General features: G+C 67.5%; 9 protein-coding genes. 1 reads left to right on the plus strand and 8 read right to left on the minus strand.

Annotated features, from left to right (window positions below; translation table 11 throughout):
* The 8 genes from OEJ37_RS01465 to OEJ37_RS01500 all read right to left on the minus strand — a co-directional run bounded on the left by OEJ37_RS01465 (position 1) and on the right by OEJ37_RS01500 (position 11,179).
* Complete coding sequence (locus tag OEJ37_RS01465) at positions 1-324, minus strand: TfoX/Sxy family protein (protein WP_175919718.1); 324 nt, start codon at positions 322-324, stop codon at positions 1-3.
* A 240-nt stretch (positions 325-564) separates the two neighbouring features.
* Positions 565-2,286 (minus strand): site-specific integrase, encoded by a 1,722-nt coding sequence (locus tag OEJ37_RS01470; RefSeq protein ID WP_263342947.1) that lies wholly within the window; start codon positions 2,284-2,286, stop codon positions 565-567.
* Between the two features lie 122 nt (positions 2,287-2,408).
* Positions 2,409-3,674 (minus strand): MFS transporter, encoded by a 1,266-nt coding sequence (locus tag OEJ37_RS01475; RefSeq protein WP_263342948.1) that lies wholly within the window; start codon positions 3,672-3,674, stop codon positions 2,409-2,411.
* A gap of 13 nt (positions 3,675-3,687) precedes the next feature.
* The gene (locus OEJ37_RS01480; RefSeq protein ID WP_263342949.1) at positions 3,688-4,473 is read right to left on the minus strand and encodes a peptidylprolyl isomerase; all 786 of its coding nucleotides are present in this window, start codon (positions 4,471-4,473) and stop codon (positions 3,688-3,690) included.
* Positions 4,474-4,482: 9 nt separating this feature from the next.
* Positions 4,483-5,166, minus strand: coding sequence for a respiratory nitrate reductase subunit gamma (gene narI, locus OEJ37_RS01485; protein WP_174418488.1), 684 nt, complete (start codon positions 5,164-5,166; stop codon positions 4,483-4,485).
* 24 nt (positions 5,167-5,190) lie between these two features.
* Positions 5,191-5,886, minus strand: a complete 696-nt coding sequence (narJ, locus tag OEJ37_RS01490; RefSeq protein ID WP_263342950.1) for a nitrate reductase molybdenum cofactor assembly chaperone — start codon at positions 5,884-5,886, stop codon at positions 5,191-5,193.
* Positions 5,883-7,412: a nitrate reductase subunit beta gene (gene narH / locus OEJ37_RS01495; protein WP_263342951.1), complete on the minus strand. Its 1,530-nt coding sequence runs from the start codon at positions 7,410-7,412 to the stop codon at positions 5,883-5,885. Before narH ends, narJ begins: the two co-directional genes overlap by 4 nt.
* The gene (locus tag OEJ37_RS01500; protein ID WP_263342952.1) at positions 7,409-11,179 is read right to left on the minus strand and encodes a nitrate reductase subunit alpha; all 3,771 of its coding nucleotides are present in this window, start codon (positions 11,177-11,179) and stop codon (positions 7,409-7,411) included. Before OEJ37_RS01500 ends, narH begins: the two co-directional genes overlap by 4 nt.
* A gap of 421 nt (positions 11,180-11,600) precedes the next feature.
* Here OEJ37_RS01500 and OEJ37_RS01505 point away from each other — a divergent pair, with 421 nt between their 5' ends.
* Positions 11,601-12,791 carry a tetratricopeptide repeat protein gene (locus tag OEJ37_RS01505; protein WP_263342953.1) on the plus strand — a complete coding sequence of 397 codons (1,191 nt, stop codon included), beginning with the start codon at positions 11,601-11,603 and terminating at the stop codon, positions 12,789-12,791.
* The last annotated feature ends 26 nt before the right edge of the window (positions 12,792-12,817 follow it).

A 12,817-nucleotide genomic window follows, 5' to 3' on the forward strand; every position in this document is an offset into this window, starting at 1 on the left:
CTATCGGCTTCGCTTCACCGGCACCGGCAACTGCGCGGCGGTGATCCGGATCAGCGCCGACAGCCATTCGCGGTCGTCCCAGCGATCGCCGGCTATGACGAGGTGCGGCTTCGCGGTCGGATACGGCGGACCTTCGTCGCAGGTGCCGAGAAACGCGCGGCCTTCGGGTGTCGGCTTGACGAACAGCCGGTCGTCGCAGACGAGCGCGACCATCTTGCCGTCGCAATAGATGCCGTATTCGCCGACCATCTTGCGGGCCGATACCGTGCCGGCCGCCGCCATCTGCTCGACGATGAAATCGACCGTGCCCTGGCTCGATGCCATCCGCCGCTCCTGGTGAAAAAGCTTATGACCGTCGTGTGCGCCGGACCGTTCCGTCTTGTCGGCGGATACGCTGCGGTGCGTCATCAGCCCGTCGATGGAAAGCGCACACAGGCACGCGTGTGCGGACCTTCCCGGCCAACAATCTCCTGACACACCTGACAGTTACATCTCGGCGCGATGAATCGCCCGATAGCGCTTCATTACAAAATGGCGCCGACATGACGCCCCCGCGCATCCCACCTACTTGTCGGCCGCAAACGCACTCGACATCTGCCGCGCCCGCTTCACATCGTCGCCATGCAGATAAATCGACGTCGTCGAAATCGACGCATGCCGCAGGTTGTCGCGCACCGTCGTCAACTCGGCCCCGCGCGCGAGCGCGTGCGTCGCATGCGTATGACGCATCCAGTGCGGGCTCGCCTGCCGCAGCTTCTGCGCGAGCGCCGGGTTATCGGCATCGACGACATCGGCCGTCTGCGCGAAAAAGCGCTGCATCACCTTCCACAGCCGTACGCTCGTAATCGCGGCCGCGCCGTCTTCCGCGAGGCTCGGGATCAGCGGCGTGTCGGGCCGCCAGCGCGCCGGCGTGACCGGCAACCGGCGCGCGACCAGGTGACGATCGAGCGCCGTGCGCGCCAGCGGCGGCAGCGCGACGCGCGCGGCCTTGCGCCCCTTGCCGATCACCTTCAGCCACGCGTCGCCGTGCGCGTCCGTCTCGATGTCGCCGAGCGTCGCGCCGACCAGCTCGCTCGCGCGCAGCCCGGTCGCATAACCGAAATCAAGGATGAAGCGCAGCCGCTGCGCGGCGGCGAGCGTCCAACCGGACGACGCTTCCTTGCGGAACTCGAGCCCGTCGGCGATCGTGCGGACCAGCAGCCACTCGCCTTCGGTGAACGCATGCGACGTGTCGAGTGCGTTCGGGCCGCGCGTGTCGCGCACCTTGACGCCCGCGAACGGATTGGCGAGCAGGTAGCGCTGCTCGATCAGCCAGCGGAACAGCGCGCCGAGCACCGACAGCGTGTACGCCGCCGAACGCGCAGAGAGCCCGCCCGAGAACGGCCGCCAGTCGGGCGCGCCGCGCGGCCGCACGGGCCCGACCCAGCGCTCGTGCGGCGTCGGGCGCCGCACGAATGCGCGATACGCGACCGCATCCTCGGTCGTCAGCGACGACAGCGCGCGGCCGCGCTCGACGATCGCCCACAGGATCAGCCGCTCGGCCTCCTTCCGGTACGCGCGCCGCGTCGCGGCCGATTCGTGCAGCGACAGCCACGCGTGCACGGCCGCGTAATCGTTGTCCGCGTCGAGCGTGCTGGTCGCACGCGGTGCGCGAAACGTGCCGGCCGAGCCGTCGACCTCGTGCGGCAGCTTCAACTGCTCCCACGGCACGATGCTGCCGCGTGGCGTCGCGGCGATCAGCGCGCGCGCCCGTTCGGTCAGGTCCGGATGCGCGGCGAAAAACGCCTCGATGCGTCGCGCGCTGGCCATGCCGAGCCCCGCAATCGCGCTCCACCACTGGCGCCGGCGCGGAATCCGCACGGTCAGATCGGCGAGCGTCGCGATCCCGTGCGCACGCAGCGCGGCGACCGCGCGCGCGGGCAGCCACAGGCCGACGTCGTCGCTGATCTGCGGGACCGGCGCGCGCGCATGACGCAGCAGCCCGATCGCTTCGGTTGCGGCCTTCGCCTGCCGCACACGCTCACCGTCGGGATGAGCGAGCCGTTCCGCGAGATCGGGCCGGCCGGCCAGCCGCGCGACGCGCACGAGGCGACGGCGAATGCCGCCGATCACGCCGCGCGCCGAGCGCCCTGCGCCGAGACGATCGGGCAGGTAGCGTTCGACGGCCTGGCGCACGGTCATGCCTGCGTACCACCCGCGCAGCGCGGCCAGTTCGTCGGCGTCGGGAAAGCCTGCGGGCGCAGGCGCGGAATCGGGGGAAGGCGGTGAGGCGAGGCGCGGTTTCATGGGCGCCAGTTTGACAGAAGCGCGCGCGGCCGGAAACGCCGCGCGCGGCGTTCCCGTCACGACGATGGCGATGCGCGATGCCGAACCGTTCCGGCATCGCGCAAGCGCATCGATCGAACCCGTCAGCCCGTGACCGGCGTGCGCCGCACTTCCGACAGGTAGATCAGGATCAGCGACACCCACACGATCCCGTACAGGAACATGAAGCAGGTCGTGCGCACGCGCAGCAGGTCGAGCAGCGCGCCGAACAGGATCGGCAGCAGGAAGCCGCCGAGCCCGCCCGCGAGGCCGACGATGCCCGTGACGACGCCCATGTTGTCCGCGAAATCGTCGGCGACGTACTTGAAGGTCGACGCCATCCCGAACGCGAACACCGCGCCGAGCGCGAAGGTCAGCGCGACGAAGCCGGCCACCGGCATCGACACGTTCAGCGTCGCGGTGCCGTCGATCGTGTGGATCACGAAGTCGGTGGCCGGATACGACAGCAGGAACAGCGCGATCCACGCGACCCACAGCCCCCACCACGTGACCGCATGCGCGCCGAAGCGGTCGGACAGCGCGCCGCCGAGCGCGCGCAGCACGGAACCCGGCAGCGAGAAGCCGGCCGCGAACGCGGACGCCATCACGAGCGACATCCCGTATTCGCTTTTCAGGTACTGCGGCATCCACAGCGACAGCGCGGTAAAGCCGCCGAACGTGATCGAGTAGTACTGGCAGAGCCGCCACACGCGCGGGTCGCGCAGCACCTTGAACGAATCGAGCCACGAGCCGCCGCGCTTGCCCGCGCCCGGATCGGGCGCCGACGCGAACCAGAAGATCGCGGCCGTGACGAGCAGCGCGACCGCATAGACGCGCGGCACGAAGCGCCAGCCGTACGCATTTAGCAGCAGCGGCGTGACGAACAGGTTGACTGCAGCGCCGCACGTGCCCGCGCCGAACACGCCCATCGCGAGCCCGCGCCGCTGCGGCGGGAAGAAGCGCGCGACATACGGTGTGCCGACCGCGAACGACGCGCCGACGCAGCCGAGAAACAGCCCGATCAGCAGGAACTGCCAGAGCTGCGTCGCATAGCTGACGATATAGACGGGCACCGCGCACACGACGAGCAGCACCGTCATCACGATGCGGCCGCCGAAGCGGTCGGTCCACGTGCCGAGCGGCAGACGCATCAGCGCGCCGGTCAGCACGGGTGTCGCCGTGAGCATCCCGAACTCCGTGCTGTTCAGCCCGAGGTCGGTGCGCAGCTGCACGCCGAGCACGCCGAACATCATCCACACGACGAAACACACCATGAACGCGAGCGTGCTCGCGGCCAGCACCGACCACGCGCGCAGCGGGATGGCCGGCGCGTTCGCGACCGGCCCGGCGTTGCCTTGTTGAGTTGCCATATGCAAAACCCCGTTATTGGACCAGCGGCCCGTTTGCGCCGTCGAATTCGACGCCTTCGACGCGCGCACTGCCCGCGAGAATCGCCACGTACTGCCGCATCGCCCGCTGCCGCACGCGTTCCGACAGGTACGCGGCGATCTGCGCGGCGGCTTCGTCGAACGGCACCGCGTCGCCCGGTACACGGCGCTCGATCCGCACGATGTGGAAGCCGAAGCGCGTGTTGACCAGTTTCGGCAGCACGCCGAGCCCTTCCGTATCGAACAATGCGGCTTCGAATTCCGGCACCGTGTCGCCGCGCAGCAGTTGCCCGAGGCTGCCGCCGACTTCCGCCGACGGGCAGTTCGACGACGCGCGCGCGACCGCTTCGAACGTGTCGGGCGCGGCGACCACGTCGGCCAACGCGCTTTCCGCGCGCTGCCGCAGCGGCGCGAGCGGCACGCGGTCCGTCACCGCGAACAGCACATGGCTCGCATAGACGATGTCGTTGTGGCGAAAGCGCGCCGGATGCTGCGCGTAATAGCGCTCGCAATCCGCTCGGTCGGGTTCGGGCACGTGGGTCAGCTCGCGTTCGAGCAACGCGTCGACGGCCGCGTCGTCGAGCGGCGCGTGTTCGTCGAGCAGCGCGAGCGACACCGCGCGCTGCCTCAGCAACTCGCGCACCGCGAGCACGCGCCGTGCCGCATCGAGCGGATCGGGTGCGTCGCCGTGATGCGCGGCCTCGGCCGCGATTGCATCGTCGTCGATCGCGACACCGTTGATGCTCAACGCGACCGGCGCGTCGGAGAGAACGTCGTTCATGCGGCCTCCTCAGCGCTTGCGCACGAGCTGGTACGGGCGGATCAGGTACGCGACCGACGCGATGCCGCTCCAGATATGCACCATCCGCGTGAACGGCGACACGAGGAAGATCGTGAAGCCGAGCAGGATATGCAGCCGGTACGTGAGCGGCACGCCGACGAGCAGGCTCGCGATGTCCGGCCGGAACGTGACGACGCCCTTCACATAGTCGGTGAGCTGCTCGAACATCGCGCCGTCCATGTGGCGCGTCGACAGCACGACGGTGCCGAGCCCGAGCGCGAGCTGCACCCACAGCATCAGCACGATCACGATGTCAGACTTGCGGCTGTTGCGGCGGATGCGCGGGTCGCCGAGGCGACGCCAGATCAGGATCGTCAGCCCGATGATCGCGGCGACGCCGGCAGCGCCCCCCGCGACCATCGCGACGAGTTGGTGCCCGGACGCCGACAGGAACGGCGACACGAGCCAGTGCGGCGCGAGAAAACCGCCGAAGTGCCCTAGTACGACGACTAGCACACCCCAGTGGAACAGGTTGCTGCCGAGCCGCAGCATGCCGTGCCGCAGCAACTGCGACGAATCGCTTTTCCACGTGTACTGCTCGCGGTCGAAGCGGATCAGGCTGCCCACCAGCAGCACGGCGAGGCAGATGTACGGGTAGATCCCGAACAGGAACCGATGCAGAGTGTCGTTCATGTGTTTCCCCAGTTGGGCCCACGCTTACGCGCCGCGAGCCGGCCGCTTGTCGTGGAACCGCACCGTCTGCTCCGCCGGTGTCGCCGCACCGACGAAGCGCACGGCCTCGTCCGCATACGACGCATCGAGCGTGCGGTAATCGTCGGCGCTCGGCCGCTCGGCGGCGACGTCGTCGGCGGCGGCATCCGGCGCGTCGACCGGCGCGAGTCCGGCCATCGGCAGCAACGCGCCGACCACGAAGCTGTAATGGCTGCCGCGCTGTGCAAGCGCTTCGGCCAGCGCGCACAGAATCTCGCCGGTTTCGGCGAGCAGCTTGCGCGCGTCGGGCGCCGGCAGCCGCGACAGGTATTCGAGGAACACGGGCAGGTAGTCGGGCAATTCGCCCCGGTTCAGGAACAGCCCGTGCCGCTCGTACATCTGCAGCAGGTCGACCATCGCCTGTCCGCGGTCGCGCGATTCGCCGTGCACGTGCTCGAACAGGTACAGCGACGTCGCGCGGCCACGGTCGAACAGCCCGACATAGTTCTCCTGCAGCGTGAGCAAATCGCGTTCGCGCATGTAGCCAAAGAACCGGTCGAGGCCCGCGCGCACCGTTTTCGGCAAACGCGCACTGTCGCGCAGATGCGCTTCGATCGAGTCGAGCGCGGCGACGAGCGCATCGTCGGGATAGTCGAGCAGCGCCGCGAGCGCCGCATAGGTCGGATCGGTTGCGGTGCTCATCGGGAGGCCTCGTGGATCGGAATCGTCTTCGTGCCTTTCTTCGTGCTGAACAGGCTCGCTTCGGAACGGCCGTCCGAACAGCCGTTGCCGAACGAGAAGCCGCACGATGCGCGCAGGTCGTACGCGTTCTCCGCATACTCGCGGTGCGTGGTCGGGATCACGAAGCGATCCTCGTAGTTCGCGATCGCGAGGTAGCGATACATCTCCTCGACCTGCGCGAGCGACAGCCCGACCTGGTCGAGCACGCCGCGCGCATCGACGCCGTCCACGTGACGCGCGCGCATGAATGCGCGCATCGCGAGCAGCCGTTCGAGCGCGAGCTTCACGGGCGCCTCGTCGCCGGCCGTCAGCAGGTTCGCGAGATAACGCAGCGGAATGCGCAGCGATTCGACGTCCGGCAGGTAGCCGTTCATCCCGAGCGCGCCGCTGTTCGCGGCCGCGTTGATCGGCGACAGCGGCGGCACGTACCACACCATCGGCAGCGTCCGGTATTCCGGATGCAGCGGGAACGCGATCTTCCAGCCGATCGCCATCTTGTAGGTCGGCGAACGCCGCGCGGCGTCGATCCACGCGGCCGGTACACCGTCGCGCTCGGCCTGAGCGATCACGGCAGGATCCTCCGGGTCGAGGAACAGCGACAGCTGCGCTTCGTACAGGTCCTTTTCGTTCTCCGCGCTGGCCGCCTCGCTGATCCGGTCGGCGTCGTAGAGCAGCACGCCGAGATAACGAATGCGGCCCACGCAGGTTTCCGAACACACGGTCGGCTGGCCGGCCTCGATGCGCGGATAGCAGAAGATGCACTTCTCGGCCTTGCCGCTTTGCCAGTTGTAGTAGATCTTCTTGTACGGGCATCCCGACACGCACATGCGCCAGCCGCGGCACTTGTCCTGGTCGATCAGCACGATGCCGTCTTCCTCGCGCTTGTAGATCGAGCCCGACGGGCACGCCGCGACGCACGCCGGGTTCAGGCAGTGCTCGCACAGGCGCGGCAGGTACATCATGAAGGTGTTCTCGAACTGCCCGTAGATGTCCTTCTGCACCGATTCGAAGTTGTAGTCCTTCGCGCGCTTCTCGAATTCGCCGCCGAGGATTTCCTCCCAGTTCGGCCCCCACTCGATCTTCTCGAGCCGCTGGCCGCTGATCAGCGAGCGCGGCCGCGCGACCGGCATTGCGCGCGTGTTGCCGGCTTCCTGCAGATGCGCGTAGTCGAACGTGAACGGCTCGTAGTAATCGTCGATCTCGGGCAGGTGCGGGTTCGCGAAGATCTGCGCGAGCAATCGCCACTTGCCGCCGAGGCGCGGCTCGATCCTGCCGTCCGCGCGCCGCTGCCAGCCGCCGCGCCAGCGGTCCTGGTTCTCCCAGTCCTTCGGGTAGCCGATGCCCGGTTTCGTCCCGACGTTGTTGAACCACGCGTACTCCATCCCCTCGCGGCTCGTCCATACGTTCTTGCAGGTCACCGAGCAGGTATGGCAGCCGATGCACTTGTCGAGGTTCAGCACCATCGCGATCTGTGCGCGTACCTTCATGACGTTTCTCCGGTCCGTACGGCCTGAGTTGTCGGGTCGACCGCGGTCTCTTCACCATCGAGCCAGTCGATCTTGTTCATCCTGCGCACGATCAGGAACTCGTCGCGATTCGAGCCGACCGTGCCGTAGTAGTTGAAACCGTACGCGAGCTGCGCGTAGCCGCCGATCATGTGCGTGGGCTTCAGCGCGATGCGCGTGACCGAGTTGTGGATGCCGCCGCGCGTGCCGGTGATCTCGGAGCCTGGCGTGTTCACGATCTTCTCCTGCGCGTGGTACATCATCACCATCCCGGACGGAATCCGCTGGCTGACGACGGCCCGTGCGCACAATGCACCGTTCGAGTTGTAGCACTCGATCCAGTCGTTGTCGGCCACGCCGATCGCCTTCGCGTCGTCTTCCGACATCCACACGATCGGGCCGCCGCGCGACAGCGTCAGCATCAGCAGGTTGTCCGTGTACGTGCTGTGGATCCCCCACTTCTGGTGCGGCGTCAGGAAGTTCAGCACGCGCTCGGGGTTGCCGTTCGAGCGCTTGCCGACCATGTGCGCATAGCTGCCCGTATCGACCGGCGGCTTGTACGCGCACAGCGATTCGCCGAACGCGCGCATCCACGCGTGATCCTGGTAAAGCTGCTGGCGGCCGGTCATCGTGCGCCACGGCACCAGTTCGTGCACGTTCACGTAGCCGGCGTTGTACGACACGTGCTCGGATTCGATCCCGCTCCACGTCGGCGACGAGATGATCTTGCGCGGCTGCGCCTGGATGTCGCGGAAGCGGATCTTCTCGTCCGCGCGCGCGGCGGCCAGGTGCGTATGGTCGATGCCGGTGATGCCGGACAGCGCACGCCACGCCTTCACCGCCACTTCGCCGTTGGTCTCGGGCGCGAGCGCGAGGATCACCTCGGCCGCATCGAGCGCCGTGTCGATGCGCGGCCGCCCGTGCGCGGCGCCGTCGGCCACCTTGTAGTTGAGCTCGCCGAGCAGCTTCACCTCGTCCTTCGTGTCCCAGCCGATGCCCTTGCCGCCGTTGCCGAGCTTGTCCATCAGCGGCCCGAGCGACGTGAAGCGCGCATACGTGTTCGGATAGTCGCGCTCGACGACGGTCACGGTCGGCATCGTGCGGCCCGGCACCGGCTCGCATTCGCCGCGCTTCCAGTCCTGCACGTCGAACGGCTGCGCGAGTTCGCCCGGCGTATCGTGCGCGATCGGCGCGAGCACGACGTCGCGCTCGACGCCCAGATGCCCGTCGCACAACTCGGAGAAGCGCTTCGCGATCCCCTTGAAGATTTCCCAGTCGCTCTTCGATTCCCACGCGGGATCGACCGCCGCCGACAGCGGATGGATGAACGGGTGCATGTCGGACGTGTTCATGTCGTCCTTCTCGTACCACGTCGCGGTCGGCAGCACGACGTCCGAATACATGCAGGTGGTCGACATCCGGAAGTCGAGCGTCACGAGCAGGTCGAGCTTGCCGCGCGGCGCCTCGTCATGCCACGTCACCTCCTCGGGGCGCGTGCCGCCCGTCGCGCCGAGGTCCTCGCCCTGCACGCCGTTGGTCGTGCCGAGCAGGTGCTTCAGGAAATACTCGTGCCCCTTGCCGGACGAGCCGAGCAGGTTCGAGCGCCACACGAACAGGTTCCGCGGGAAGTTGCCGGGGGCATCCGGGTCTTCGCTCGCCATCCTCAGCGCGCCCGATTTCAATTGCTGCGCGATATCGGCGCCGGCGTGCGCGGGATCGGCAAGCGCCGCGCCGGCCTTCAGCGGATTCACCGCGAGCTGCGGCGCGGACGGCAGCCAGCCCATCCGTTCCGCGCGCACGTTGTAGTCGATCGGCGCGCCGTGGAACTGCGACTTGTCCGCGAGCGGCGACAGCAGCGTGGCCGGGTCCATCGGGTCGTAGCGCCACTGGTCGGTGTGCGCGTAGAAGAACGACGTCGCGTTCATCTGGCGCGGCGGACGGTTCCAGTCGAGCGCGAACGCGAGTGCGGTCCAGCCCGTCTGCGGCCGCAGCTTCTCCTGGCCCACGTAGTGCGACCAGCCGCCGCCCGGCTTGCCGATGCAGCCGCACATGATCAGCATGTTGATGATCGCGCGGTACGACATGTCCATGTGGAACCAGTGGTTGATCCCCGCACCGATGATCACCATCGACTTGCCCTGCGTCTTGTGCGCGTTCTCCGCGAACTGCCGCGCGACCGAGATCACGTCCGCGCGCTTCACGCCGGTGATCGCCTCCTGCCACGCCGGCGTGTAGGGCAGGTCGTCGTCGTAGCTCGCGGCCACGTCGCGGCCGCCGAGGCCCTGGTCGAGCCCGTAGTTCGCGACGAACAGGTCGTAGACGGTCGCGACCAGCATGTCGCCGTTGCGCGTCGCGACGCGCCGCACGCCGATCCGGCGCGACAGCTCGGAAGCATGCTGCGTCGAGTTGAAGTGCGCATGCGGCTGGTTGCCGAAGTACGGGAACAGCACGTCGACCACGTCGTCGTGCGCGGCCGTGCAAGACAGCCGCGGCGACAGCGCCGCGCCCTTCGACGTCTCGCCGCGCAGGTTCCACTTGCCCTTGTCGGCGTCGTTCTGCTGCCCCCAGCGGAAGCCCACCGAGCCGACCGGCACGACGAACTCGCCGGTCGCGTCGTCGATCATCACGGTCTTCCAGTCCGGATGCGCGGCCTCGTCGAGCGCGTCGTCGAAGTCGGACGCGCGCACGAGTCGCTCGGGCACATAGCCGTCGCCGTGCGGCACCAGGCGCACGAGGCACGGCATGTCGGTATAGCGCTTGCAGTAGTCGGCGAAGTAGTCGCTCTTCCCCGCCAGATGGAATTCCTTGAGGATCACATGGCCCATCGCGAGCGCGAGCGCCGCGTCGGTGCCCTGCTTCGGGTGCAGCCACAGGTCGCCGAACTTCGCGCCTTCCGCGTAGTCGGGGAACACCGACACGACCTTGGTGCCGCGATAGCGCGCCTCGACGAGGAAGTGCGCGTCCGGCGTGCGCGTCTGCGGGACATTGGAGCCCCACATGATGATGAACGTCGAGTTGTACCAGTCGGCCGATTCCGGCACGTCGGTCTGCTCGCCCCACGTTTGCGGCGATGCCGGAGGCAGGTCGCAATACCAGTCGTAGAAGCTCAGGCACACGCCGCCGATCAGCGACAGGTAGCGGGAACCTGCCGCATACGACACCATCGACATCGCCGGAATCGGCGAGAAGCCGACCACGCGATCGGGGCCGTGCCGCTCCACCGTGTGCACGTTGGCCGCCGCGACGATCTCGTTGACCTCGTCCCAGCTCGCGCGCACGAAGCCGCCGAGCCCGCGCCGGCTCTGGTACGCGCGGCGGGCCTCTTCGTCGTCGACGATCGAGCGCCACGCGTCGACCGGCGCCAGCGTACGCCGGCGCTCGCGCCACAGCTTCACGAGCGCGCTGCGCACGAGCGGATGCTTGAGCCGGTTCGCGCTATATAGATACCAGGAGTACGAAGCACCGCGCGAGCAGCCGCGCGGCTCGTGGTTCGGCATGTCGGGGCGCGTGCGCGGATAGTCGGTCTGCTGGGTTTCCCACGTGACGATCCCGCCTTTCACGTAGACCTTCCACGAGCACGAGCCCGTGCAGTTCACGCCATGGGTCGAGCGGACGATCTTGTCGTGCTGCCAGCGCATCCGGTAGCCGTCTTCCCATGTTCGGTCTTCGTCCGTGACAGCGCCGTGTCCGTCGGAGAAGCGTGGCCGCGTGGTGGAGAAATAACGCAATCTGTCCAGGAAATGGCTCATGGGGATCTCGTTTTTCCGGTCTTTTGGCAGACCCTGATTATTCAAGGAGGCGAAATACCGGTTGCAAAGGACGACTTGATTTCGGTCGCCCCACCCTGCTTCACCGTGCTCGAAGCGATTGTCGTGTGGATCGACATATCATGATTTGATACAAATCACGTTGTCGTTGATCCGGCGGCAGCAACGAAACCCGATGGGGAGGGAGTACGCGACGCCCGCCTGTTATGCTGCGCACTGCATTCGCGCGTCACCCGCTCGCGTGTTCCTCGCATCACGGTGCGGCGGGCGGGCGCCGCGTCGAATTGCGCTGGACGATCCGGCAGCAAGCCGCAGCCCGTTGTTTATCGAAGCTTGCGCAGGTTGTTCAGTGCATTTCCGGCCGTCGGTCTATAAAACCCTTACATATAAGAACCACAATTCCATGACATCACGCCTTCTCGCCGCGCTCGTTGCCGCGGCCTTGAGCTGCACCGCGCTGCCCGCCGCCCATGCGCGCACCTACGTCGCATCGACGCAGTCGTTCGGAAAAGGCGCCCATGTTCACCAGTTCGTGCTGCGCGACCCCGTCACGCACCAGCCGCTGCCCAATGCGCGGTACCGGCTGTTCCTGCCCGGCCAGGTCATCGCGGGCCTGCCCGTCAAGCCGGACCAGCACGACAGCGTGATCTTCGGCACGACCGACGCCGCCGGGCGCACCGTTAAGATCCGGCTGCCGAAGGTTCATCCGCAGAAGCAGTGGGTGTTCAACCCGATCGTCGGCGAAGGCGACATGGGCGAATCGTTCCGGCTGGTCGATCCATCCGGCAACGAGCCGCTCGGCAACTTCCCGTATGTACTGGACGTGGAAAACGAATATCTGGCGTGCGGCTACTCGGATGCGAGCGGCTACACCTACTACGCGCAATCGCGCACGCCGCGGAACATCAGTCTTTATGCCGGAACGCTGGCCGGGTCCGCCGACGACGACTGGTGCGCGGGCCCGGGCGCGGCCATCGCGAACGGCGCGAGCGATCCCGGCGCGCCGGACCTGTACACGCAATACCTCGGCAGCCTGGTAGCCAACGGCAGCCGGATCAGCGTCGAATTGCGGCAACAAATCGTCACCAAGCTGCTGTCGCTCGCGATCGCCGGGCACGACGCGGGCCGCGTCGCCGCGGTGCTCGATCTCGGCGAGATCCCCGATGGTCGCCTGAACGACATCGGCTATCGGCTCGTCGACGCGGGTGTGGAAGTCGATCGCGGGCTCGCGATGATCGACGCGCATCTCGCGAAGTCACCGGACGATGCGTATGCGCTCGACAGCAAGGGCTGGGCGCTGTATCGCCTCGGCCGCAACGACGAAGCGCTCGCGTGGTTCGACCGGTCGATCGCGATCTTCGCGAAGGACGGCGACGACGGCGACGCGCACGAAGCCTATGCGACCGGCCTGACGCACAAGGGCGAAGTGCTGTGGAAGCTGGGACGCCAGGATGAGGCGCGCGCTGCGTTCGCGCGGGCGCGGAAGATTCAGCCGAAAAACGCGGAGCTGGAGGAAACGGTGAAGCGGCTGGAGATACAGATCGGGCAGGACGGCGCGAAGGCGCCGGGAACGGCAGGCGGGCAAACGGAGTAACGGCGCCGGGCAGCGGCGCGAAGCAA

The organism is Burkholderia sp. BKH01, from assembly GCF_025685725.1.
GTDB classification, from domain to species: domain Bacteria; phylum Pseudomonadota; class Gammaproteobacteria; order Burkholderiales; family Burkholderiaceae; genus Burkholderia; species Burkholderia pyrrocinia_C.